Source organism: Aerosticca soli, from assembly GCF_003967035.1.
Taxonomy (GTDB): domain Bacteria; phylum Pseudomonadota; class Gammaproteobacteria; order Xanthomonadales; family Rhodanobacteraceae; genus Aerosticca; species Aerosticca soli.
This window is the reverse complement of sequence record NZ_AP018560.1, coordinates 1069917-1091866: the sequence shown is the minus strand read 5'-3', so window position 1 is coordinate 1091866 and position 21950 is coordinate 1069917. Positions and strand designations below refer to the sequence as shown.

The following is a 21950-nucleotide window of genomic DNA, read 5'->3' as shown; positions in this document are numbered from 1 at the left end:
AGAGGGCTCGCGTCGGCATCGTCGACGCGACCACCGGCCCAGGTGGCGGAATTGGTAGACGCACTAGTTTCAGGTACTAGCGGGTAAAACCGTGGAGGTTCGAGTCCTCTCCTGGGCACCAATTGTAGACGAAGCCCGCCACCCGGCGGGCTTCGTTTTTTTGCGCGCACGGATCCTCAAGGCGGTACTGGCCGCGGACACTCGAAAACACCAGTGCAAGGCTTGCGTATCGATGGCGCCGAGGCTTCAGAGCTCGACCTTAAGCCGGCAGGCCGCGCGGATCGCCTTGGCCTTGGCCGCCTCGACGTCCACATCGCGCGCCAGCGTCACCGCCATGCGCCGGCGGCCCTGCACCTCGGGCTTGCCGAAAATGCGCAGCTGGGTGTCGGGCTCGGCCAGCGCATCGGCCACGCCGTGATAGCGCGGCGCGCGGCCGTGACCTTCCACCAGCACCGCGCAGGACGCCGACGGACCGAGCTGGCGGATCGCCGGAATCGGCAGGTCGAGGATCGCGCGCACGTGCAACGCGAATTCGGACAGGTCCTGCGAGATCAGCGTGACCAGGCCGGTATCGTGCGGTCGCGGGCTGACCTCGGAGAAGATCACCGCATCGCCCTTGACGAAGAACTCCACGCCGAACACGCCGCGGCCGCCGAGCGCGGCGGTGATCGCCGTGGCCTGACGCTGCGCCTCGATCCACGCCGGCGCGCTCATCGGCTGCGGCTGCCAGGACTCGCGATAGTCACCCGCCTCCTGGCGGTGGCCGATCGGTGCGCAGCAATGGGTACCGCCTTTGTGACGCACGGTGAGCAGGGTGATCTCGTAATCGAAATCGACGAAGCCCTCGGCGATCACCCGCCCCTGCCCGGCGCGGCCGCCGGCCTGTGCATAATCCCAGGCGCGGGCGAGGTCGTCCGCCGCGCGCACCACGCTCTGGCCCTTGCCCGATGAGCTCATCACCGGCTTGACCACCAGCGGCAGACCGAGGCTCGCGGCGGCCTGGCGAAGTTCCGCTTCGCTGTCGCAGAAACGGTAGGGCGAGGTCGGCAGGCCGAGTTCCTCGGCGGCGAGCCGACGGATGCCCTCGCGGTCCATGGTCAGCCGCGTGGCGCGCGCGGTGGGGATCACCTCGATGCCCTGCCTTTCCAGCTCGACCAGCGTCGGCGTGTGGATCGCCTCGATTTCAGGCACCACGAGATCCGGGCGTTCGGATTCGATCAAGCGGCGCAGCGCGGCGCCGTCGAGCATGTCGACCACATGGCTGCGATGGGCGACCTGCATGGCCGGCGCGCCGGGGTAGCGGTCCACCGCGATCACTTCGACCGCGAGCCGCTGCAATTCGATCGCCACTTCCTTGCCGAGCTCGCCCGCGCCGAGGAGCAGCACGCGCAGGGCGTGGTCGGTATGCGGGGTGCCGATGGGCTTCATGTTCCGTTCCGCGGGCGCAAAACGCGATTGTAGGGCATGCCTGTCCGGCGACGCGGCCGCCGTTGCTTTGTATATCAAATTGATATCAAATGACGGGCAGAATCGGGAGAATCGCCATGAACGAACGCAAGGGTTTTTCCATCGCCGGCGTGCCTTTCGTCGCATGCTGGCTGGTGCTGGCACTGGTGGGCGCCTATCTGTTTCTGCAGGTGCGCGGCGGTGCCGCGCCCGTCGCCATCGCGCTGTGGCTGGTCCTGCTGTTGTGCACCAAGGGCTTCTTCCAGGTCGCACCCAACGAAGGCCAGGTACTGCAGCTGTTCGGCAAATATGCCGGCACGGTGCGCGAGGAAGGCCTGCGCTGGACCAATCCCTTCTGCGCCCGTCGCAGGGTGTCGCTGCGGGTGCGCAACTTCGAAAGCGGCAAGCTCAAGGTCAATGACCACGACGGCAATCCGATCGAGATCGGCGCGGTGGTCGTCTGGCAGGTGCTGGACACTGCCGAGGCGGTGTTCTGCGTGGACGATTACGAAAACTTCGTGCACATCCAGAGTGAATCCGCGCTGCGGCAGATGGCGCAGAACTATCCCTACGACGCACACGACGACGGCAAGCCCGCACTGCGCAGCCACGGTGAAATCATCAACAACCATCTGCGCGACGAGATCCAGGCACGGCTGGACAAGGCCGGCGTGCGGGTGATCGAGGCGCGCATCAGTCACCTGGCCTATGCGCCGGAGATCGCCCAGGCCATGCTGCAGCGCCAGCAGGCCAGTGCCGTGGTCGCGGCGCGCGAGCGCATCGTCGAAGGCGCCGTGGGCATGGTGGCGCTGGCGCTGGATCGTCTGCACAGCCTGGGCGTGGTCGAGCTCGACGAAGAACGCAAGGCGGCGATGGTGAGCAATCTGCTGGTCGTACTGTGCGGCGACCGCAACACCCAGCCGGTGGTCAACGCCGGCACCCTGTACAACTGAGCGAAGAAATACCCGTGACCATTACCGCTGTCGGCGTCGTTCTTATCGTCTTCATCGTTGCCGTGGCTGCGCGCCGACGCCACCATTGACGGAACTCATGGCGGAGAAGAAAGCCTATCCGCTGCGCATCAGCGCCACGGTGCTCAACGCGATGCAGCGCTGGTCGGAGGACGAGCTGCGCAGTCTCAACGCGCAGATCGAGTACGTGCTGCGCGAGGCCCTGCGCAAGGCCGGCCGGCTGGCGCCGGATGAGCGCGACGGGCGCCGGCAGTCACAGAAAAAATGATGCGGCCTGTCCCGCCAAGCCATGCCGCGCCTGGTAGGGATGCGTGAGGATGAGCGTTCCCCCCGGCTGCCGCCGCGTGGCTGGCGTTCAGCCATGCCCAGTGTCTGCAACGCGTAACCGCGCTGGACGGTGGCGCGTGCGGCGACGCGGATCAATGCACGTCGGCAAGCAGCTTCCTGGCCACGTCCTTTTGCATCTGACTGCCTTCCTCCAGCACTTCCTCGAGCATGGCGCGGGCGCCTTCCGCATCGCCCATGTCGAGATAGGCACGCGCCAGGTCGAGCTTGGTGTCGACCGGATCGTCGCTGAAGCCGGTTAGTTCGGCATAGTCGTCCGTGGCTTCTTCCGCCTGCCAGCCGCGGTCTTTGGCATCCTGCGCGCCGTCGCGCTCGCCATGCGCTGCTTCCGCGGCCGGGCGTTGCTCGGACCGGGTCGCGGTTCCCACGGGCGTCGGCGTCAAACGGAAGTCGAAGTGGTATTCGCTGAGCGGCCTCTGCGGCGCGGATTCGGAAACCGGCGGCGTGGGGGATAGCGTGGCGTCTTGCACCGGCCCGGCGGCCGGGGTGTCGGTCGTCGATCGGGTCTCTCCCGGCGGCACCTCGGCATGGCTTGCCGCGTCTGCCGCGCGCTCGGCCATGGCCACTTCGGAAAAGGCGGACCGTGCGGGTGGCGCGGCGAACAGCGGATGCCCCGGGGCCAGGTCGCGGCCCATGGCCAGCACGTCCTGCCACTCGGGCTGCTCCGGATCGGTGACGTGGGCATACATCGCCTCCGCCGCGGCCTCGAACCGTTCCACGTCGCGCCGGCTGTAATAAAGGCTGACCAGTTCCAGGTGCAGGCCGACGTCATCCGGATGCGCGGAAAGCGCATCGAGCAGGGCCGCCTGATCGGCATCCTGTTCCGCGTCGGCCGATGCATCATCGAAATGCTCGGCGAGCGAGCGCGGCGCCACCGGCGCGGCAGCCGGCTTGCGCCGCCTGGCGACCAGACCGGCCAGCGCGAGCGCGACCACCGCCACGCCGGCCAGGCCCATCGCCCAGGGGCGCATGTACCACGGCTCATCCGCGGCGGCGGGTGCTGCCGGCCGGAGCGCCGGCTTCGCTTGACTGGGTGCAGCCTTGGCTGCCGGCGCGCTCCCGCTCGAGGGCTGCGTCGCGGCGACGGAAGCCGGTGACTTGGCCGCCGCCGTCGCGGCGGAGGCCGGAACCGGTGCGGGTGTCCGCGCGGCCTGGGCGACGCTTGCATTCGCGGCGGGGGCGGCGACGGGCGCCGTTGTCGTTGCCGACGGTGTCGCAGCCGCCGTCTTGGGGGTACTCGTCGCCGCTGCCGGAGGCACAGCCTGCCGGATCGCGGCCAGCTTCTGCTGCAGCTCGGCGATCTCGTTGTCCTTCAGCGCCAGCAGGCGGGCGTTCCTGGCATTGATCTCTTCCAGGTCCTTCAGGCGGGATTTCAATTCCTCGTCCTGCTGCTGGAGCGCCGTGAGCGCCTCGCGGTTGCGGGCGAGCTCGTCGCGATCGGTGCCGTGTACGCCGGTGCCGGCCCCACCCTGCCGCGCGGGCACCAGCGCGAGCCGGTCCAGCGCATCGTCGGCATGGCCATGATCGCCGGCGGCGGGAGAGCTGCGCGCGCCGGCGGCCACCGCGGTGGCGGCTCGGTCACTGCGCCAGGCCTCGTTTTGCCGACGCACTTCGGCCAGCGCGGCTGAGACCGCCGTGGCCCGGACCTGTGCATCGTCCGGCACGCGCAACACCGCGCCGGCCTTCAGGGCATTGATGTTGTCGCGGTAAAACGCCTCCGGATTGGCCCTCTTGAGCGCGAGCATCATCTGGCTGATGTCGGCGCCGGCCGGCGCGGTGGCGCGGGCGATCTCGCTCAGGGTCTGACCGCGCGTTACCGGCCCATAGCGTCCGGAAGCCGGCCTACCGGTCGCGGCGCTGCCGGCAGGTACGGACGGGCGGGCCGTGGAAGGCTCTGCCGGTCGGGCAGCCATCGGCTGCGTCTGCGCGACGCGCGGGGTGTCCTGCGCGTGAACGGGCAGCGGTTGCGCGCCTCCAGGCGGATCGAGCAGCAGGGTGTATTCGTGCACGGTCCGGTTGCCAGCCGCGTCGACCTGCACCAGCAGGTCGAGATAGGGATCGTTGACCGGCTGCTCGCTGGTGATGCGGATGACCTTGCCTTGCGGACCATCCACGACGCTGAAATTGAGCGGCACGCTCGGCACGCCGGCGCTGACACCGGCACGGGCAAAGGCCTCCGGCGGAGCCAGCTGCGCATTCAGGCCGCGCAGTTCCTGCGGGGTGACGTCGCGCAGCGGAATCTCGGCCACCAGGGGCTGTCCGAGCGCGGACTTGACCTGGATCTGACCCAGCTCCAGCGCCATGGCTGGGCCACCACCGAACGCGAGCGCGACGAGCAGCGCCAGCTTCAAAGAACGGTTCATGCGCATTTCCCCACCCCTGGCCTTGCGGTTTTTATTGTGCGCGCGCCGGTCAAGGCGCATCGCGTGGCGTGCGCCACTTTAGGCATATCGATGCCACGCAACAATAGCGAAGGTGGTACGCCGGGTCACCCTGCCCGAACGTTTATTTCTGCGGCGTCTTGGCGGCGGCGTCGAGCCGGCGCTTCAACTCGGCGATCCGCGCATCCTGTTCGGCCAACCGCCGTTGCGCCTCGCGGCTGCGGGCCTCTTCCTGTGCCACGCGGTGCTCGAGCGCCGCCACCTGCGCCGCGGACCGGCCGGCCGCCTGTCCGGCGGCGGCCTGCGCATCCGGTCGATCGGCGGCGAAAACGGCGGCGGCCGCGCCGAGCAGCAAGCAGAACGCGCACGCGCCACGCATCAGCGGTAATCCCGGATCAGGAGCTCGGCGATCTGCACCGCATTGAGTGCCGCGCCCTTGCGGATGTTGTCGGCGACGATCCACAGGTCCAGACCGCGATCGTGCGAGATGTCCTCGCGGATGCGGCCGACGTAGACCGGATCCTTGCCGGCCGCGTCACCGACCGGCGTCGGATAGCCGCCGGCACGGCGCTCGTCGATCACCACCACGCCTTCGGCCTCCTCCAGCAGCGCACGCGCCTGCTCGGCGGTGAGCTTGTCGCGGGTCTCGATGTGCACCGCCTCGGCATGACCGTAGAACACCGGCACGCGCACCGCCGTCGGGTTCACCTGGATCGACTCGTCCTCCAGGATCTTGCGCGTCTCCCAGACCATCTTCATCTCTTCCTTGGTATAGCCGTTGGGCTGGAATTCGTCGATGTGCGGGATGACGTTGAAGGCGATCTGCCTGGGGAACTTGCTCACCTCGACATCCTGGAAGTTGAGCAGCGCCGCGGTCTGCCGGCCGAGCTCTTCCATGCCGGAGCGGCCGGCGCCGGACACCGACTGGTAGGTCGCCACGTTGATGCGCTCGATGCCCACCGCGCGATGGATCGGCGCCAGCGCGACCAGCATCTGCATGGTCGAGCAGTTCGGATTGGCGATGATGCCGCGGTTTTCGTATTGCGCGATGGCATGCGGGTTGACCTCGCTCACCACCAGCGGGATGTCGTCCTGGTAGCGGAACTCGGAGGTGTTGTCGATCACCACCGCGCCGGCGGCCGCCGCCCGCGGCGCATGCTCGCGGCTGACCGCGCCACCGGCGGAGAAGAACGCGATGTCCACGCCGGCGAAGTCGAAATCGGCGAGGTTGCGCACGGTGAGTTCCTTGCCGGCGAAATGCACCTTGCCGCCGGCGGAGCGTTCGCTGGCCAGCGGAATCAGCTCGCCGACCGGAAAGTCGCGCTCGGCCAGGATGCCGAGCAGGGTCTCGCCGACCGCGCCGGTGGCGCCGACCATCGCCACCCGATAACTGCTTTTGAGGCTCATCGTGAAAGTCCGCAAACGTCGCGTTGAAGAGGCCGCGCCGTTAGGCGATGCGCGGCGCCATGTCGCCCACGTCGGCGCACTGGGCGCGGTGACGCAGGGCCTGATCCATCAGCACCAGTGCCACCATCGCCTCGACGATCGGCGTGGCACGGATGCCCACGCAGGGGTCATGCCGCCCCTTGGTGACCACGTCCACGGCATGCCCTTCCATGTCCACGCTGCGACCCGGAATGAGGATGCTGGAAGTGGGCTTGAAGGCGGCGGAGGCCAGAATGGGTTGACCGGTACTGATGCCGCCCAGGATGCCACCTGCGTGATTGGACGTAAAGCCGTCCATTTGCAATTCGTCGCGATGCTCGCTGCCGCGCTGACCCACCGCCGCGAAACCGTCGCCGATCTCCACGCCCTTGACCGCGTTGATGGACATCAGCGCCGCGGCGAGCTCGGCGTCGAGCTTGCCGTAGACGGGCTCGCCCCAGCCCGGCGGCACGCCCTCGGCCACCACGTTGACGCGTGCGCCGACCGAATCGCCCGACTTGCGCAACGCGTCCATGTAGCGTTCCAGTTCCGGCACCTGCGCGGCATGCGGCCAGAAGAACGGGTTCTGCTCCACGGCTTCCCAGTCGAAACCTTTCGGCACCAACTCGCCCAGCTGGGCGAGATAGCCGCGCACGCGCACGCCGTGACGCCGGGCGAGCCAGGCCTTGGCGATCACCCCGGCGGCCACCCGCACGGTGGTCTCTCGCGCCGAGGCGCGGCCGCCGCCGCGCGGATCGCGGATGCCGTATTTGTGCCAGTAGGTGTAATCGGCGTGGCCGGGGCGGAAGGTCTGCGCGATGGCCGCGTAGTCCTTGCTGCGCGCGTCGGTGTTGCGGATCAGAAGCGCGATCGGCGTGCCGGTGGTGCGGCCCTCGTACACGCCCGAGAGGATCTCCACCTCGTCCGCCTCATGCCGCTGCGAGGTGTGCCGGCTGCGGCCGGTGGCGCGCCGTTCGAGGTCGTGCAGGAACATCGCCGGCTCCAGCGGCAGGCCGGGCGGGCAGCCGTCGACCACGCCGCCGATCGCCGGACCGTGGCTTTCGCCGAAAGTGGTGACGGTGAAGAGTTTGCCGAAGGAATTGCTGGACACGGAAACGCGCTCGCCGGGGAAGCGCTGAAGCTTAACCGCGATCGTACGCCGCCGCGCGATGCGATGCCCACTCCCGCGCGAGCATCGCATAGATCGCATCGTCGGCCCAGCCATCGCCCCAGCGCAGGCTTTCGCGAAAATGCGCCTCCTTGCGCAGGCCGACGCGCTCGAGCATGCGCACGCAGGGGACATTGCGCGGATCGACCGAAGCGATCGCGCGATGCATGCCCATGCCCTCGAAGGCCAGCGCCAGCATGGCGCGCATGGCCTCGCCGGCGAGCCCCTGACCCTGCCATGTGGGCGCCAGCGTGATGCCGAGCTCGACCGTGGCGTCGTCGACGACATGCAGGCCAAGGTCGCCGACCAGGGTGCCACCGTCGCGCAGACGCAACGCGAATGGCCGCCAGCCTCCGCCGATACCGGAGACGACGTCGCGTTGCCGTTCGATGAAGGCCGCAGCCTCCGCGAGGCTTTGCGGGCGCCAGCCCTGATAGCGCGCCACTTCGGCATCGCCGCGGTAGGCGAACAGCGCCGCTACATCGCCGTCGTGCAGGGCATCGATACGCAGCCGCGACGTGTGCAGTTCCATCGCGCCGGGACCGGCTCAGCGGCGCGTGGCGAGCGCCGCGCGTATCGCCGGCGCATGCTCGACGAGGTCGCGCCGCTCGATCGCGAACACGCCCATCGGCCCGACCTTGAACTCGATCCACACGAACGGCACCTCGGGCAGGAGGGCGCCGAGCGCGCGTTCGCTCTCGCCGACCTCGACGATCAGCAGCCCGTCCTCCGTCAGGTATGCCGGCGCCTCGGCGAGGATGCGCAGGCAGATGTCCAGGCCGTCCGCGCCGGCAGTGAGGCCGAGCCGAGGCTCGTGCGCGTACTCGCCCGGCAGCGCGGCGTACTCGTCCTCGGTGACGTAGGGCGGGTTGGAGACGATGAGGTCGTAGCGACGCCCGTCCAATCCGGTAAAGAGATCGGACTGGATCGCCTCGACGCGGTCCTCGACGTGCTGGAAGGCGATGTTCTCGCGTGCCAGCGCCAGCGCCTCGGCGCTGATGTCGGCGATGTCCACCCGCCAATCAGGCTGATGCACCGCCATCGCGATACCGATGCAGCCCGAGCCGGTGCAAAGGTCCAGGGCCCGCTCGACGCGGCGATCGTCCAGCCACGGCGAAAAACCGCTCTCGATCAGCTCGGCGATCGGCGAGCGCGGCACCAGCGCGCGCGGATCGCTCTTGAACTTGAGCCCGGCGAACCAGGCCTCGCCGACCAGGTAAGCCGTCGGCACGCGCTCGGCGATGCGCCGCTCGATCAGGCCGAGCACGCGCTCGCGTTCCTCCGCGGTGAGCCGGCCGGCGGCGTAGGCGGGCGGCAGATCGGGCGGCAGATGCAGGCTGGCCAGCACCAGATGCACCGCCTCGTCGAGCGGATTGTCGTGGCTGTGGCCAAAACTGAGGCCGGCCGCGGCGAACCGGCTGGCGGCGTAACGGATGAAGTCGATCAGCGTGGCAAGTTCGGCGGTCACGGCGGCTCTCGTCGGCGCAGGGCGGCGAGTATAGCCGCCGGCGTCACGCAGCCGGCCGATATACTGGCGTGATGCGCCTCGATCTCCTCCTGCAATATCTGCTGCCGCACCGCGCCCTGTCGCGGCTGGTCTACTGGGCGACGCGCTGGACCTGGCGGCCGTGGAAGGATGCGCTGATCGCTCTGGTGATCCGCCGCTACCGCATCGACATGCGCCAGGCAGTGCAACCGGATCCGCGCGCCTATCCGCACTTCAACGCGTTCTTCACCCGCGCACTGCGCGCGGACGCGCGCCGCCCCGACCTCGATCCGCTCGCACTGCTCAGCCCTGCCGATGGCCGCATCAGCCAGGCCGGACGCATCGAGGCCGGTCGCATCCTGCAGGCCAAGGGACAGACCTACACCGCCGCCGAACTCCTGGCCGACGAGGCCGCGGCCGCGCCCTACCGCGACGGCCATTTCGTCACCGTGTATCTGTCGCCGCGCGACTACCACCGCGTGCACATGCCGCTCACCGGCATCCTGCGCGAGACCGTGCACGTCCCCGGCCGCCTCTTCAGCGTCGCGCCGTTCGCGGTGGAGGGCATCCCGCGCCTCTTCGCCCGCAACGAACGGCTGGTCTGCCATTTCGAGGGCGAATACGGTCCGTTCGCGGTGGTGCTGGTCGGCGCGCTGCTGGTGTCCTCGGTGAGCACCGTCTGGGATGGCCAGGTCATCCCGCCCTATGCCAGCCGCATCCTGCGGCGCGGTTTCCGCGATCGCGAGATCCGCCTCGAACGCTTCGCCGAGCTGGGGCGCTTCAACATGGGCTCGACCGTGATCGTGCTGCTGCCCGAAGGCAGGGTCGCGCTGGATGCGCTGTCGCCCGAGCAAGAGATCCTGGTCGGCAACCGGCTGGGACGCTGCCTTGCGCCCGCGCCGGCAGGCAAGCTCAACGGCACACCGGCAGCCTGAGCACCTGCCCTGGCTTCAGCGCCTGCCGGCCGAGGCCGTTCAGTTCGGCCAGATCCTGCACGCTGGCGCAACTGCTGCGATGGGCGATGGACGACAACGTGTCGCCGCGGCGCACCGTGTAGCTGCGCGTGCGCGCGGCCACCCGGGCGGCACCCGGACGGCCCGCCGATGGCGTCTCGATCACCGCCGGCACCACCGCCTGGTGCAGGTCGGCGGCCAGGATCGGCCAGGGGCCGTCGACACAGCGCGCGGCATAGGCTTTTTCCAGCTCCTTGGGCACGGCCAGACGGCTGCCGGCCGGCTGCTGCGCCTGCGGATCGAAGCGTGGGTTGAGGTTGCGCAGGGTGCGGAACCAGCCGTCGTACATGCCGCCGGCCGAGCCCAGACACACGGTGAGCTCGGTCAGCGAAGCGGGACGCTTGAGCACGATCTCGCCCGGTGCGCCCTCGATCTTCGGGAAGCGCAGGTTGTAGCTCTCCGGATGCAGGAACAGCCACGCCGCCGCCAGGACCGCCGGCACGTATTCGCGCGTCTCCTGCGAGAGCTGGTTGTAGATCCTGGGGTCGTACAGACTCACCGAGGGGTCGTCGCCGACCATGCGCCGGATGCGGCCCTCGCCGCCGTTGTAGGCGGCCAGCACCAGCTCCAGGTTGTTGTTGAAGGCCTTGAGCTGCTCGTCGAGATATTCGGCATTGGCGCGCGCCGCGAGCGCCGGATCGAAACGCTGATCGAAGCCGCCGTCGCTGGATAGCCCGAAGCGCAACCCGGTCGCATACATGAACTGCAGCGGCCCGGCGGCGCCGGCACGCGAGACCGCATGCACCTTGCCGCCCGATTCCTTGGCCAGGATGCCGAACAGCAGCGCCTCGGGAAGCTCCGCCTGCTGGTAGGACGGCCACATCTGGTAGCGCATGAACTGGTAGTTGACCCAGGCGTCCATCAGATTGGGCCGCCACTGGGTGAGCCACATCTCCAGCGCCGCCTTGACCGGGCCGTTCATGGCGATGAGCTCGGAAAGCTTCTGTCCGCGCAGCAGGGTCACGCTGCGCTGCGCCTGTGGCAGGCTGGCCGCCGCCGGCGACACCTCGCTGCCGGTATGGCCGGCTTCCGGACCGCCGCCGACCAGGTCCGCATCGTCGCCGGCAAAGAAGCTGCCGTCCTTGAGGCGGAGCAGGCGATCGAACACCGCGAAGAACCGCTGCGGGTCGCAGCCGGCGGTGGCAGGACAGCGCGCCGCGGCGTCCTTGAGCTCATCGAGTGCCGCGTCGAGCGTCTTTTCGGCCGCGGACGCATGGCCCTCGCGGGCCTGCTGCAAGGCGAGCTCGTAGGACTTGCCGGCTTGGTCCAGACGGCCGTAGAGCTGCTCGGCGGAAGCCGGGGCATGCCGGGTCGCCCCGCCGGCACAGGCCGAGAGCAGGCCGGACAACATCACCGTCAGCCAGCGTGGCGAGGTGCGCGCGAAGGTGGGCTTCATCATCATGGCTCTTGGCAGACCCCTGGAAAGCGCTTTCAAGTTAATCCCTCGCCCGGCCCCGACTCAACCGCCGCGCAGGCGGTTGTCGCCAGGCGCCTCGATCGCCAACATACGCGCCCCACGCCTGTCCTGCCGTTGCCGACCCATGAGCCGCTGGCGCCCGCCTCCGCCCTCCTCCACCGCGATCATCACCCGCGCCGGCTTCGAGAAGCTCAAGGCCGAGCTCGACCATCTATGGCACGCGGTACGGCCGGAAGTGGTCAGGGCGCTGGCCGCCGCCGCGGCCGAGGGCGACCGCTCGGAGAACGCCGAGTACACCTACCGCAAGAAGCAGCTTGCCGAAATCGACCGTCGCGTGCGCTATCTCGGCAAACGCATCCCCAAGCTCAAGGTGGTCGATGGCGTGCCGGCCGACGGCGATGCGGTGTTCTTCGGCGCCTGGATCGAGATCGATCATCTGGCCAACGGCGAGCGCCGGCGCTACCGCATCGTCGGCCCGGACGAGACCGATGCGCGTGCGGGCTGGATCAGCGTGGACTCGCCGCTCGCCCGCGCGGTGCTGAGAAAGCGGGTGGGCGACGAGTTCGAGGCCGACCTGCCGGGCGGGAAGGCGACGTTCGCCATCGTCGACGTGCACTACGGCTGACGCCCTGCCGACGACTCACGGGCAGGCCGGCGCACCGGACGGCGGGGCGATGGCCAGGTACACGGTGCTCCACAGCTGCGCCGCGTTGGCCTCATCCGCATCGGTGCCGCCCGTGCCGAACGGCGCGATGCGGTAGTGCCCATCGCCATATCGCCAGGACCACAATTCCGAGCCACGCATGTCTGCGCCGGCGCGGATGGCCTGCCACAGACACGCCTGCGCCTGCCCCAGGCGATGCCGGATCGCTGCAGGCAGGTCCGGCCGCGCGAGCTGACTGGCGAATCCGGCCGCGGCCAGCGCCTGCTGCCAGGACCACACCACTTCACCGTGATACGCACCGGGACCGAAGCGGGCGGCCATCGGCGCCGGCGCCCACGCCGCGTTGGCGACCAGCAGGCCTGCGGGCGTCAACAGGCCCGCCGGGAAGGGGCGGACCAGGGTATCGGCGATGAGGATGAGCTCATCCGGCGGCGGATCGTCGAACAGCAGTGCGAAGCCGACGTCGCTGTGCTGGACCGGCACCGGCCGCCCTTGCGCATCCAGCGCGAGGGCGTAGAAGCGCATGCCCCCTTCAGCGGCAAGGGCGTGCAAGGCGGGCCCGGCAGGGACGCCGCGGGCGGCGGCATGGGCGATGATGCCGGCCCGCGCCTCACGATCGGTCAAGCCGACGAGGAACAGCGGCCGCACCTGCTGCTGCCAGACCGCGATCAGGCGCGGCAGGTCGGCGAATGCGGCGCGATCCTCGGCGGTGAGATAGGGCGCGAGCAAGCCGCTGCGTTCCAGTGCCTGGATCGCCCGCAGGGCGGCCGGCATCAGTACGGCATTGACATCGTACGGGTAGCGCCCGCCGCCCAGGCCATCCTCGCTGTCGCGCCACTGGCCGACCGCCATGCCCGCCTTGAGCGCGAGAAGATGGGCGAAGCTCGGCTCGCGGGCAAAGGGCGCGGCCTCGCGCAGCACGTGACGGATATTGCGCATCAGGGCCTCGCCGGCCCTCCCTTCGGCCAGCGGCGCCGCCAGGAACGCCGCCGCCCGCGACCGGCCGCGGGCATCGTCCAGCCACCACGCCTGCGCGAGCGGCGCGAGCAGGAGATCGGTATCGATCATCTTGTAGTCGTACACCGGGGCCGCCGAAAGGCTGCCGTCGATGCGCCGGTGGTCGAGGATGGCGAATTCGCCGATGTCCTCCTCGTGAGCCACCTCGCCCTGGGCGGACAGGCGCTCCAGGACCGAACGCAGCCCGGTTTCCACGGCGGCCGGAGCCAGCGCCGGCAGCAGCAGACGCACCGACAGCAAGGTATCGCGGCCGAAATACGTATCGAAGCGCCAGGAACCGGCCAGGAATTTTTCCCGGTAGCTTAGGAATGTCAGCGCCGCGCGCGCCGCCTCGTCATCCTGCACCGGCCTTTGCAGCAGCTCGGCGCCTGCCAGCGGCGTCAACGGCGGCTCGCCACTGGCGGCGGTCACCTCGAGGGTGATGGCCCCGGCCGGGCTGGCCACGATGCGGCCATCACGCAGGCGTCCCTCGAGCACCTGCAGTTCGAGCCAGTAACCGGGCGCGCCGTCGAGTCGGTCGCGGGCCCAGCGCAGGCCGCTGCCGGCAGCAACCGGTCGCGCCTCGACCGCGGCCGGCACGCGGCCAAGCGACTGGTAATCGCGCAACACGCGCACGCTCGACAGCACCGCCCGGCGGAAGGTCAATGCGGACACGTTCGCCCGCACCCGGAAGCGCACGCCGTGCAACGTCCGGCCATGGGCATCCGGCTGGCTGATCGGCTGCACCGGCGCCGCCAGCGCCCAGTCGAACGCCCGGGGCACCGGCTCGAACCAGACGGCCACGCCGCTGTTGCCGGCCGGGAAAACGGTCATCAGCCGCGGCTCGGAACCGCCGCGCAGCACCAGGTGTGCGGCCACCGCGTCCTGTCGGACGAAGACGTTGAGGTTGAGTCCTTCGCGGCGCAGATGCACCTCGGCGTGCGCCACGCCGAGGCACGACAGCAGCAGGGCGGCTGCACCAAGTGGCCAGTGCCGGCAGTGCCGACCGGCGCCGGCGCGATACGGCATGCGCTTCAAGGCCATACCGGGGCCGCAGTGCGCGGCTCGCGCTCCGCCATCACTGGCCGCCGTTGCCCGCCTCGGGTCCGCCATTGGCCGCACCGGCACGCAGCAGCGCCTCGATCTGCGCCTGATGGGCCTCGTAGAAGGCGACGTTGGCCGCATTGACCTTGCTCTGGTCGATCATCTTCGCCAACTCGGGCTGGCTCTTGGCCTGCACCACCAGGCCGGCATTCATCAGCGCGATGTTGGCGAGCAGGAATTCGCGCGGGGTGAAGCCGTGCTTGGCGATCAGTGCCGGGATGCGCGGGTCGCTGCTCATGGCCTGCCTGGCCAGATCGTCGAGCGAATGGATCTGCGAGGGATCACCCGCCTGTTGCGGATGGATGCCGGCGGCCTGCGCTTCCTTGGTGGCCGCGACGAGTCGATTGAAGACATCCTCGGTGAGCGTGTACTGCTGGATGGCCTGCTTGTCCGCCTCGGGCAGTCCGGGCGCCGCCTGGGCCTTGAGACTCAGCGGCAAAACAGCCAGGGCGACGAGCAGCAGCACCTGCTGCAGCCGGGTGATCAAGGACGATGCCATGGGAAACCTCGCGTGGGATGGGCAGGGATGCCTTGCCGATTCTGCCTGTACGGCGACGCCGCGGTCCATGTGGCTGCCGATGCCGCATCGGTCTTTCGATGCCTTAAGCCCGAGTGTCCAGGAATTCCTCCACGGGCTCTTCGCGAATCTTTACGCCAGCCATCCGAACGGGCTCATCCACAGAAAAAAGAGCCCTGCAACGCCTGGTCCTCACCTGCCGGGTTCTAACGTGGCCAGCACCTCCAACGAACTCCAAGGAGACACTGGCATGTCCGCCATCAAATCCATCGAAGATCTTTTCATCCACGAGCTGTCGGATATCTATAGTGCCGAGAAGCAACTGGCGCGCGCCCTGCCCCGGCTTGCCCGCGCCGCCCAGGATCCGGAACTGTCGCGCGCCTTCGAAACGCACGCGGAGGAAACCCAGGGCCAGATCGAGCGTATCGATCGCGTCGTCGAAAAGCTGGATCTGCGGCTGAAGCGGATCAAGTGCGCGGCGATGGAAGGCCTGATCGAGGAAAGCCGCGAAATCATCGACAGCATTCCCGAAGGCGCACTGCGCGATGCGGCGCTGATCGGTGGGGCGCAGAAGGTCGAACATTACGAGATCGCCTCCTACGGCACCCTGTGCGCGCTGGCTAAGCTGCTCGGCTACAAGGAAGCCATTCCACTGTTCCAGGAAACCCTGAAGGAAGAAAAGGCCACCGACGAGAAGCTCACCAAGTTCGCCGAAAGCGGCAAGAACCAGGAAGCCGCCGCCACGTCGGTCGAACGCAAGCGCGCCTGACACATCGACAGGCACTGCGTCGCACGGTCGGACCGAAAAAAACTTTTGCGGAGGCGGCCGCCCATGCCGCCGCCGCAAAGGCAGGCCCGGGAACAAGCGCAATGCGTTCGGTCCAGCCTTGATGCCGGCCCTGCTGCGCAGCACAGCGTTTCATCGGACAGAAGGAAGCCATGCCCATGCGTATCCACGTGCATGCTTCCCGACCGCGGGGTTTTGCTGCACTCGATCCCCAGCGACGTCGGGAAATCTCGAGCCGCGGCGGGCAGGCCGCCCAAGCCGGGGGCCGCGCCCACCGCTTCACCGCCGAAGAGGCCCGCGCCGCGGGCCGCAAGGGCGGACAGGCGGTAAGTCAGGACCGCGCACACATGGCCGCCATCGCGCGCCGCGGCCGCGGCCATGCCGCACGCGACGAATGAACGCCATGCCCATCCCTTCAAAAATTCGCAGGAGTCCCTCATGAAAAAGACACTCGTATTGTCACTCGGCCTCGCACTGGGGTTGAGCAGCCCTTGGCTGCTGGCCCAGTCGCAGGAACCAGGTTCCAGCGCCGCAGCAGGCGCCGCTACCGACGCGGCCTCAACCGGCCAGAACAAGCAGGACACGCGGTTTCTGCACAAGGCGGCCGCAGGTGGCATCGCCGAAGTGGAGCTCGGCCAGCAGGCGCTGCAGCAGGCCCAGTCCCCGGCGGTCAAGCAGTTCGCGCAGCAGATGGTCGATGACCACAGCAAGGCCAACCGCGAGTTGACCGAGCTCGCTGCCAACAAGAAGATCACCGTGCCGAGCGAGCCGGATGCTTCCTCCAAGGCGCTCGCCAGCAAGCTTTCATCGCTCAAGGGCGATGCCTACGACAAGGCCTACATGGCCGCGATGGTCAAGGACCATCGCAAGGACGTGGCCCTGTTCAAACGCGCCACGCAAAGCCAGGACCAGGACATCCGCCAGTTCGCCGAAAAAACCCTGCCGGTCCTCGAGCACCATCTTTCGATGGCCGAGCAGGTCAGCAAAAGCCTCAAGGGTGGCAGCGGCACCGCGGCCGCGTCCTCCTCCAGCGAACAATGATCGCCGCAATCAACCCCACAACGAAAAGCCCCGGTTGTCCGGGGCTTTTCATTGGGCATCGATATATGCCATCGCCGCTCAATCGCGGGGCTTGGCGGGGATGAAGGGAGACACCGGATCGCTGGCGGGAAAGGTTTCCTCGAGCGATTGGTCCTGGTTCTGGTTTTCCTTGGCCTTGCGCTGCTGGCGCTCGGCAGGCGTTTCGCCGGCGGCGCCCGGCTGCTGGGGATGGCGCAGGTCTTTTCGGTCGTGCGTGGTCATGGGCGTCTGTCTCCTTATGGGTGGCATTCGTCAATGCGACATCGTCATCACGGTCTTGCTTTCGAAAGGCAGCCGTTCGAGGCCGAGCCGTTCGAGCGCGGGCTCGACCCGCGCCAGGGTTTCCTTGTCACTGTCCAGTACCAGCAGAATGCGGCCGGCATTGATTTCATCCTGGAATTTGCGGCTGACCGGATCGGGGACGGCCGAGAAGATGCCGCTTGCCTATTGGCTGTTTCTGGTCGGCGGTCTGCTGCTCGCCACTTCGCTGGCCTCCGGCTGGCTGCGGCACACACCCGTCACCCCCTTCGCGCTTTATGTGGTCGCGGGCATGGCCATCGGTCCGTGGGGCCTCAAGGTGGCACAGGTGCACTGGCTCGAGCACATGACGCTGATGGAGCAGGCCACTCGGGTGGCACTGCTGGTGTCCTTGTTTCTGGGCGGTCTCAAGCTGCGCCTTTCTTGGCGCGACCCTCGTTGGCGCATGGCCTTGCGGCTGGCCTTCCCGGCCATGGTGCTCACGATTGCCGGCGGCGCCCTGGCCGCCCATGCCCTGGCCGGGCTCGCCTGGCCGTTGGCATTGGCGTTCGCTGCCGCCGTGGCACCGACCGATCCGGTACTGGCGAGCCTGGTTTCCGTCGATGACGCCCGCGACCACGATGCCCTGCGGGTCGCACTGTCCGGCGAGGCTGGGCTCAACGACGGCGCGGCGATGCCGGCCCTGTCGCTGGCGCTGCTCTGGCTGGTACCGTCCACGGCGCCGGCGGACTGGCGGCACTGGTTGCTGGTGGACGTGCTGTGGGCACTGCCGGCCGGCCTGCTGATCGGTTTCGGCTTGGCCTACGCGATCGGCTCGCTGGCCACGCGACTCAAGGCGATGAGCGGAGACACCGCGCCGAGCGACCTGCTCGCCCTCGCGCTGCTCGCCCTGACCTGGGCTAGCGCCGAGGCGCTGCATGCCTCCATCTTCTTCGCCGCCTTCGCCGCCGGCCTTGGCCTTCGCCATACCGAACGCACCGTGGTGTCCCGCCACCCCAACCCGGCGGTGCGTGACGAACTGGACGAACTTTCCAGTCATCCGCCGGCAGAAGTCCTCGTGAATCCCAACCTGCGCGACCATGTCAAGCCGGCAGAACCGGCGGCTTCGATCGGACTGATGGTTTCCGACGCCCTTTCCTTCGGCGACACCCTGGAAAGGCTCATCGCCGCCGGGCTCACGCTCGCGCTCGGCGTGGCCTTCGCCACCTTCTGGAGCCCGACGGGAGCTTTGCTCGCGCTGCTGCTGTTCGTCGTCGTCAGGCCACTCTCGGTGTGGCTCGCCACCGCGCACTCCGGAGCCGGTCATGCCCACCGTCTGCTGCTCGGCTGGCTGGGCATCCGCGGCATCGGCGGCCTCAATTACCTGGGTTACGCCGCCGTGCGGGGCGTCAGCACGGTCGAGATTCATCGTCTGGCGGATCTGGTGGTTACGGTGGTGGTCTTGAGCGTCCTGGTGCACGGCGCCAGCGCACAGCCCCTGCTGGCCTGGCGCCAGGCGGTCCAGGACCGTCGCCAAGGCTCATCGTGAAAGCGACCCCAAAGATCAATTGGGTCATGACGCGAGCTTCCGGCGGCCCCATGCGCGTCGCTGGATGGCTTGGGGCACTCCTCTGCTTCGCCGATGCCATGCCCCGGGTTCGCGGACGGCTGCAGGGACATGACGGCGCCTGCACATGCCGGTGCGCACGATAGATGAAAATCCCTTGTGCAGACTCCTGCCATGAACGAGCACATCGAAACCACGACGCCGGACAACCCGACCCCGCCCGGAGCCGCCAGCCAGGCGCGCCTGGCCGACTTTTTTGCCGCTCGCCTGACCTGCGAGCACGCCATCATCGAGGCCTACCGCACCTTCCTGGAGAAATGCCGACGCCATCCCGAACCGGCAGTCGATTTGTTCGAACTCGCCACCCTGGAGCGGTTCCGCGGCCAGGAAGCCGAACACGCCCATTTGCTGCATCAGGTCATGGAGGCGCTGGGCCTGGATGAGATGACCGAGCCGGCGCGCGTCGACGAACACATCGAGGCCTCGCAGCGCCAGGTCCAGGCCATCACCGAAGTCATTGCCGATCCCGGCGTCGGCCTGCTGCCTTCGCTGCACGCGCTGGTGACCGTGGAGCTCATCGACGAGGCTGCCTGGGGACTGCTGCTGGCGCTGGTCAAGGACGCCGAGATGGTGCTGGTGCAGCCACATGTCGAGCGGATCCGCGACCAGCAGCATGCGCACCGCGTGATCATGCAGCAGCGTTACGAGGCGCTTTCCCTGCAACTGCTACGCGATGGCAGCCTGCCGCCGCTGGTCACCGACCAGGAGATCTCCTGAAACGCGCCCGGCAAATGCCCTTTCCCTCGTCACGGCAATGACGGCCACGCTCAGCACCAAGGCCGTCATGAGGATGCCGAACGACACGCCGTGTACGATGGAAAAATCGACGAGGGCGGGGTCAGACCCTGGCAGAGCTGGAGCGCGAAGCGATCGAACAGGCGCTCGAGCGCTGCGGCAACGACAAGACCCGGGCCGCCCGCATGCTGGGCGTCAGCGTCAAGACCATTTACAACAAGCTCGTACGCTACCAGCAATAGGCGCGACAGCCCGGTTGAGGCTCACCGGCAAGACACGCCGACGCCGCTGTGCTCAGCAAAGCCGCCCCGCACGGCTTGCCGCAACGATGCGTCGGCTGGGTTGCTGCAGCCTCTCGCCGAGGCCCGCGCGCAAGTTGAGTCCCCCCTGTCCCGCCCATGCCGGCTTGGCAGCGCCGGCCATCACGGCGAAGGCGGCGGCTCGGCGTCCAATACCTCGACGGGCGTGCCGCTGCTGCCGGGGAGGATCGGCGCGTCCGTGACCAACAGCACCACGCCAGGCTTCAACAGCGGGCGCAGCAGATCCAGGAAGGCCTCCGGGACGGTGACCGCGCCCTGCATGTCCGTCGGCACCGCCTGTCCCGCTCCTTCGGCGGAACCGGGCATGCCGATGGTGATCCAGCGCGGCCGATGCTCACCGGGCGACGTCGTCTGTTCATCGTCTTGCGTCACGATGTAGGCATGCGTGCCGGGCTGTGGACGATTCACCACGATGCGCGACTGGCCGATCTCGACGCCGTTGCGATAGACCACCAGGCTGCGATCGGCCAGGCTCATCACCAGCGACACCGGCCCGTCGGGCGCATCCTCCGGGTGCCAGCGGAAGGACTCGTCCTGCGCGAGCGGCGGGGCCTCGCGCACGCTGCCGCTTTGCGGGTCGATCGGGCTGATCGCGCGCGGGTGCACCACGCTCACCGGCGCGCTGCCTGCGCGCGAGACCACCACCGTCATGCCGAGCTCGGTGATGCCGAACAGGCGACGCGCGAACTCGGTGGGCAGATGCACGCAGCCGTGCGATTCCGGATAGCCCGGCAAGCCGCCCGCGTGCAGCGCGATGCCATCCCAGGTCAGCCGCTGCTGGTAAGGCATGGGCGCATCCTGGTACTTGTTCGAGCGGTGGTTGCGGTCTTTCTGCAGGATGGTGAAGACGCCGGTCGGCGTCTCGTAGCCCGGCCGGCCGCTGCTGATCGTGCTCACCGCGATCAGCACGCCGTTGCGGTAGACGTAGGCGCGCTGTTCGGTGAGGCTGACGATGACCGCCAGCGGCCCTTGGATGGGGCTGTCGAACCAGATCCATTCGCCCGGCTTGAGCTTGTCGGGCGGCGTATCGAGCGGACTGGACTTGCGTGCGCCCCATTCCGGCACGCCGGCAGCCACGGCCAGGCCAACGACGAGCAGCCAGCCCAGCCAGACCCAGCCGGCCGCCAGCCGGGGTTTAGGTCGATCCGTCGCCACGCCGCGCATCGCCGCGCCCGGCCAGACGCCGCGCGGCCTCGCACTTGAGCATCGCCGAACGGGTCAACCATTGCTGGTCCGGATAATAGGAAAAGACGAACTGCCCGCTCTTGAGCACGTCGATGATCGGCCGTGCGACCGCACTGCGCAGCGCAGGACAGCCCCAGCTGCGACCGAGCCGGCCGCGGCGCCGGGCCGCCTCCGGATCGACATACGCCGCGCCGTGGATGACGATCGCGCGGGCGAGCGCCGCGTCGTTGAAGCCCGGATCCAGGCCCAGCAGGCGCAACGAATAACCGTTGTGCCCGATGTAAGGGTCCCCGGTCACGAACAGGCCCAGGCTCGAGGCATGGCTGTTGCCGGCATTGGAAAACCGCGTGGGCACGTCCTCGCCGGAGCCTTGACCGTGGGCGACGACCTCCTGATAGAGCAGCCGCCCGGTGGCGAGCTCGAAGACCCAGAGCCGGGGCTCTCGCGACGATCGCGAATAGTCGATGACCGCCAGCCGCTGCGCCTTGAGTCCCACGCCGGAGGACTGCGCGCAACGTACCGCGGCGAGCGCGAGTTCGATCACCCGAGGATCGGCCAACGGCGCCTGACGGACAAACTGCGTCGGCGCAGCATCTGCCACGGGCGGGGCTTCGTGGGCCGGCGCGCCGGTCGCCAGACACGCGCCGACGGAGCCGAGACCGGACAGCAGCGCAAGCGTCTTGAGGATCAGGGTTCTACCATGCATGCGTGAGGGCCGCCCTGGAAAAGCCTGCGTCTCTTCTAGCGGGCCAAGTCGGACCATGCAAGTGCGGCTTGGCCGCCCGCCGGCCGCGGCGGCACCCGCCGATCGGCCCTTCCCCGAAAGCGCGAAGGCCCGCAAGCGGGCCCTCGGCAAGGCATGCAGGCATCTGCGGTCAGGCGGATTTGCGGCGCGGCGCTGCCTTCTTGGCCACGGCCGGCTTGGTCACGACCGGCTTGCTGCCGGCCACCGCCGGACGTACCGGATGGTGCGGGCGACAATTGCCGTAGCTGCCGCGAAAGATCTTGCCGCGCAGGGTCTTGCGGTCACCCTTGCCCATGGATAC

Annotated in this window: 24 protein-coding genes and 1 tRNA gene; 11 read left to right on the top strand and 14 right to left on the bottom strand. The window is 68.6% G+C overall.

Features of this window, described 5'->3' with window-relative positions:
- Positions 1-36 precede the first annotated feature (36 nt).
- Positions 37-121: transfer RNA gene (locus ALSL_RS05055), tRNA-Leu, on the top strand.
- A 125-nt stretch (positions 122-246) separates the two neighbouring features.
- Here the strand turns inward: ALSL_RS05055 and purT are convergent.
- Positions 247-1428 (bottom strand): formate-dependent phosphoribosylglycinamide formyltransferase, encoded by a 1182-nt coding sequence (purT, locus tag ALSL_RS05050; RefSeq protein ID WP_126537043.1) that lies wholly within the window; start codon positions 1426-1428, stop codon positions 247-249.
- A gap of 116 nt (positions 1429-1544) precedes the next feature.
- Here purT and ALSL_RS05045 point away from each other — a divergent pair, with 116 nt between their 5' ends.
- Together ALSL_RS05045 and ALSL_RS05040 are read left to right on the top strand one after the other, a co-directional pair.
- Positions 1545-2399 carry an SPFH domain-containing protein gene (locus ALSL_RS05045; RefSeq protein WP_126537041.1) on the top strand — a complete coding sequence of 285 codons (855 nt, stop codon included), beginning with the start codon at positions 1545-1547 and terminating at the stop codon, positions 2397-2399.
- Between the two features lie 97 nt (positions 2400-2496).
- Positions 2497-2685 carry a type II toxin-antitoxin system antitoxin gene (locus ALSL_RS05040; RefSeq protein WP_126537039.1) on the top strand — a complete coding sequence of 63 codons (189 nt, stop codon included), beginning with the start codon at positions 2497-2499 and terminating at the stop codon, positions 2683-2685.
- Between the two features lie 151 nt (positions 2686-2836).
- Here the strand turns inward: ALSL_RS05040 and ALSL_RS05035 are convergent, their stop codons facing one another.
- The 6 genes from ALSL_RS05035 to prmB form a co-directional block, all read right to left on the bottom strand.
- Positions 2837-5125 carry a motility hub landmark protein FimV gene (locus tag ALSL_RS05035; RefSeq protein ID WP_126537037.1) on the bottom strand — a complete coding sequence of 763 codons (2289 nt, stop codon included), beginning with the start codon at positions 5123-5125 and terminating at the stop codon, positions 2837-2839.
- A gap of 142 nt (positions 5126-5267) precedes the next feature.
- A complete protein-coding gene (locus ALSL_RS05030) occupies positions 5268-5522 on the bottom strand; it encodes a hypothetical protein (RefSeq protein ID WP_126537035.1) in 255 nt (84 codons plus the stop codon).
- Entirely contained in the window at positions 5522-6550 is a 1029-nt protein-coding gene (locus tag ALSL_RS05025) for an aspartate-semialdehyde dehydrogenase (protein WP_126537033.1), read from the bottom strand. Before ALSL_RS05025 ends, ALSL_RS05030 begins: the two co-directional genes overlap by 1 nt.
- 40 nt (positions 6551-6590) lie before the next feature.
- Positions 6591-7679, bottom strand: coding sequence for a chorismate synthase (aroC, locus tag ALSL_RS05020; protein ID WP_126537031.1), 1089 nt, complete (start codon positions 7677-7679; stop codon positions 6591-6593).
- A gap of 31 nt (positions 7680-7710) precedes the next feature.
- Entirely contained in the window at positions 7711-8268 is a 558-nt protein-coding gene (locus tag ALSL_RS05015; protein WP_126537029.1) for a GNAT family N-acetyltransferase, read from the bottom strand.
- Between the two features lie 15 nt (positions 8269-8283).
- A complete protein-coding gene (gene prmB / locus ALSL_RS05010) occupies positions 8284-9204 on the bottom strand; it encodes a 50S ribosomal protein L3 N(5)-glutamine methyltransferase (protein WP_126537027.1) in 921 nt (306 codons plus the stop codon).
- A 71-nt stretch (positions 9205-9275) separates the two neighbouring features.
- Here prmB and asd point away from each other — a divergent pair, with 71 nt between their 5' ends.
- The gene (gene asd, locus ALSL_RS05005) at positions 9276-10157 is read left to right on the top strand and encodes an archaetidylserine decarboxylase (RefSeq protein ID WP_126537026.1); all 882 of its coding nucleotides are present in this window, start codon (positions 9276-9278) and stop codon (positions 10155-10157) included.
- Here the strand turns inward: asd and ALSL_RS05000 are convergent.
- Positions 10135-11634, bottom strand: coding sequence for a transglycosylase SLT domain-containing protein (locus ALSL_RS05000; protein WP_126537024.1), 1500 nt, complete (start codon positions 11632-11634; stop codon positions 10135-10137). The genes asd and ALSL_RS05000 overlap by 23 nt on opposite strands.
- Before the next feature lie 142 nt (positions 11635-11776).
- Here ALSL_RS05000 and greB point away from each other — a divergent pair, with 142 nt between their 5' ends.
- Complete coding sequence (greB, locus tag ALSL_RS04995; RefSeq protein ID WP_126537022.1) at positions 11777-12277, top strand: transcription elongation factor GreB; 501 nt, start codon at positions 11777-11779, stop codon at positions 12275-12277.
- Positions 12278-12292: 15 nt separating this feature from the next.
- Here greB and ALSL_RS04990 read toward each other — a convergent pair whose 3' ends face one another.
- Positions 12293-14356, bottom strand: a complete 2064-nt coding sequence (locus ALSL_RS04990; protein ID WP_425479006.1) for a hypothetical protein — start codon at positions 14354-14356, stop codon at positions 12293-12295.
- Positions 14357-14390: 34 nt separating this feature from the next.
- Positions 14391-14915 (bottom strand): hypothetical protein, encoded by a 525-nt coding sequence (locus tag ALSL_RS04985; protein ID WP_126537020.1) that lies wholly within the window; start codon positions 14913-14915, stop codon positions 14391-14393.
- A gap of 268 nt (positions 14916-15183) precedes the next feature.
- Here ALSL_RS04985 and ALSL_RS04980 point away from each other — a divergent pair, with 268 nt between their 5' ends.
- The 3 genes from ALSL_RS04980 to ALSL_RS04970 all read left to right on the top strand — a co-directional run bounded on the left by ALSL_RS04980 (position 15184) and on the right by ALSL_RS04970 (position 16761).
- Positions 15184-15702, top strand: a complete 519-nt coding sequence (locus ALSL_RS04980; protein ID WP_126540039.1) for a YciE/YciF ferroxidase family protein — start codon at positions 15184-15186, stop codon at positions 15700-15702.
- Between the two features lie 176 nt (positions 15703-15878).
- Positions 15879-16118: a KGG domain-containing protein gene (locus ALSL_RS04975; RefSeq protein WP_126537018.1), complete on the top strand. Its 240-nt coding sequence runs from the start codon at positions 15879-15881 to the stop codon at positions 16116-16118.
- A 40-nt stretch (positions 16119-16158) separates the two neighbouring features.
- The gene (locus tag ALSL_RS04970) at positions 16159-16761 is read left to right on the top strand and encodes a DUF4142 domain-containing protein (protein WP_161970933.1); all 603 of its coding nucleotides are present in this window, start codon (positions 16159-16161) and stop codon (positions 16759-16761) included.
- 78 nt (positions 16762-16839) lie between these two features.
- Here ALSL_RS04970 and ALSL_RS04965 read toward each other — a convergent pair whose 3' ends face one another.
- Positions 16840-17022, bottom strand: coding sequence for a hypothetical protein (locus tag ALSL_RS04965; RefSeq protein ID WP_126537014.1), 183 nt, complete (start codon positions 17020-17022; stop codon positions 16840-16842).
- 211 nt (positions 17023-17233) lie between these two features.
- Between ALSL_RS04965 and ALSL_RS04960 the strand changes: the two genes are divergently transcribed.
- The 3 genes from ALSL_RS04960 (at position 17234) to ALSL_RS13930 (ending at position 19641) form a co-directional block, all read left to right on the top strand.
- A complete protein-coding gene (locus tag ALSL_RS04960; protein WP_126537012.1) occupies positions 17234-18586 on the top strand; it encodes a cation:proton antiporter domain-containing protein in 1353 nt (450 codons plus the stop codon).
- Between the two features lie 192 nt (positions 18587-18778).
- Positions 18779-19381, top strand: coding sequence for a hypothetical protein (locus tag ALSL_RS04955; RefSeq protein ID WP_126537010.1), 603 nt, complete (start codon positions 18779-18781; stop codon positions 19379-19381).
- Positions 19382-19509: 128 nt separating this feature from the next.
- Positions 19510-19641, top strand: coding sequence for a helix-turn-helix domain-containing protein (locus ALSL_RS13930; RefSeq protein ID WP_126540037.1), 132 nt, complete (start codon positions 19510-19512; stop codon positions 19639-19641).
- Between the two features lie 180 nt (positions 19642-19821).
- On the opposite strand, the gene ALSL_RS04945 is transcribed toward ALSL_RS13930, so the two are convergent.
- From ALSL_RS04945 to ALSL_RS04935, 3 genes are all read right to left on the bottom strand, one after another.
- A complete protein-coding gene (locus tag ALSL_RS04945) occupies positions 19822-20874 on the bottom strand; it encodes a L,D-transpeptidase (protein WP_231700299.1) in 1053 nt (350 codons plus the stop codon).
- Positions 20855-21610 carry a murein L,D-transpeptidase catalytic domain family protein gene (locus tag ALSL_RS04940; protein WP_126537006.1) on the bottom strand — a complete coding sequence of 252 codons (756 nt, stop codon included), beginning with the start codon at positions 21608-21610 and terminating at the stop codon, positions 20855-20857. The genes ALSL_RS04945 and ALSL_RS04940 overlap by 20 nt, the downstream gene beginning before the upstream one ends.
- A gap of 169 nt (positions 21611-21779) precedes the next feature.
- Positions 21780-21944: a 30S ribosomal protein THX gene (locus tag ALSL_RS04935; RefSeq protein WP_126537004.1), complete on the bottom strand. Its 165-nt coding sequence runs from the start codon at positions 21942-21944 to the stop codon at positions 21780-21782.
- Between the last annotated feature and the right edge of the window lie 6 nt (positions 21945-21950).

What these genes read in the sequence shown, in the direction of transcription:
- ALSL_RS04960 (WP_126537012.1), top strand. Translation starts at nt 17,234, where the DNA reads ATGCCGCTTGCCTATTGGCTGTTTCTGGTCGGCGGTCTGCTGCTCGCC.
- greB (WP_126537022.1), top strand. Translation starts at nt 11,777, where the DNA reads ATGAGCCGCTGGCGCCCGCCTCCGCCCTCCTCCACCGCGATCATCACC.
- ALSL_RS05015 (WP_126537029.1), bottom strand. Translation starts at nt 8,268, where the DNA reads ATGGAACTGCACACGTCGCGGCTGCGTATCGATGCCCTGCACGACGGC.
- ALSL_RS04980 (WP_126540039.1), top strand. Translation starts at nt 15,184, where the DNA reads ATGTCCGCCATCAAATCCATCGAAGATCTTTTCATCCACGAGCTGTCG.
- ALSL_RS05025 (WP_126537033.1), bottom strand. Translation starts at nt 6,550, where the DNA reads ATGAGCCTCAAAAGCAGTTATCGGGTGGCGATGGTCGGCGCCACCGGC.
- ALSL_RS04970 (WP_161970933.1), top strand. Translation starts at nt 16,159, where the DNA reads ATGAAAAAGACACTCGTATTGTCACTCGGCCTCGCACTGGGGTTGAGC.
- ALSL_RS05035 (WP_126537037.1), bottom strand. Translation starts at nt 5,125, where the DNA reads ATGAACCGTTCTTTGAAGCTGGCGCTGCTCGTCGCGCTCGCGTTCGGT.
- ALSL_RS05040 (WP_126537039.1), top strand. Translation starts at nt 2,497, where the DNA reads ATGGCGGAGAAGAAAGCCTATCCGCTGCGCATCAGCGCCACGGTGCTC.
- ALSL_RS04990 (WP_425479006.1), bottom strand. Translation starts at nt 14,356, where the DNA reads ATGGCCTTGAAGCGCATGCCGTATCGCGCCGGCGCCGGTCGGCACTGC.
- ALSL_RS04975 (WP_126537018.1), top strand. Translation starts at nt 15,879, where the DNA reads ATGCGTATCCACGTGCATGCTTCCCGACCGCGGGGTTTTGCTGCACTC.
- purT (WP_126537043.1), bottom strand. Translation starts at nt 1,428, where the DNA reads ATGAAGCCCATCGGCACCCCGCATACCGACCACGCCCTGCGCGTGCTG.
- ALSL_RS04985 (WP_126537020.1), bottom strand. Translation starts at nt 14,915, where the DNA reads ATGGCATCGTCCTTGATCACCCGGCTGCAGCAGGTGCTGCTGCTCGTC.
- ALSL_RS04935 (WP_126537004.1), bottom strand. Translation starts at nt 21,944, where the DNA reads ATGGGCAAGGGTGACCGCAAGACCCTGCGCGGCAAGATCTTTCGCGGC.
- asd (WP_126537026.1), top strand. Translation starts at nt 9,276, where the DNA reads ATGCGCCTCGATCTCCTCCTGCAATATCTGCTGCCGCACCGCGCCCTG.
- ALSL_RS04965 (WP_126537014.1), bottom strand. Translation starts at nt 17,022, where the DNA reads ATGACCACGCACGACCGAAAAGACCTGCGCCATCCCCAGCAGCCGGGC.
- ALSL_RS05045 (WP_126537041.1), top strand. Translation starts at nt 1,545, where the DNA reads ATGAACGAACGCAAGGGTTTTTCCATCGCCGGCGTGCCTTTCGTCGCA.
- ALSL_RS04940 (WP_126537006.1), bottom strand. Translation starts at nt 21,610, where the DNA reads ATGCATGGTAGAACCCTGATCCTCAAGACGCTTGCGCTGCTGTCCGGT.
- ALSL_RS04955 (WP_126537010.1), top strand. Translation starts at nt 18,779, where the DNA reads ATGAACGAGCACATCGAAACCACGACGCCGGACAACCCGACCCCGCCC.
- ALSL_RS05030 (WP_126537035.1), bottom strand. Translation starts at nt 5,522, where the DNA reads ATGCGTGGCGCGTGCGCGTTCTGCTTGCTGCTCGGCGCGGCCGCCGCC.
- ALSL_RS05000 (WP_126537024.1), bottom strand. Translation starts at nt 11,634, where the DNA reads ATGATGAAGCCCACCTTCGCGCGCACCTCGCCACGCTGGCTGACGGTG.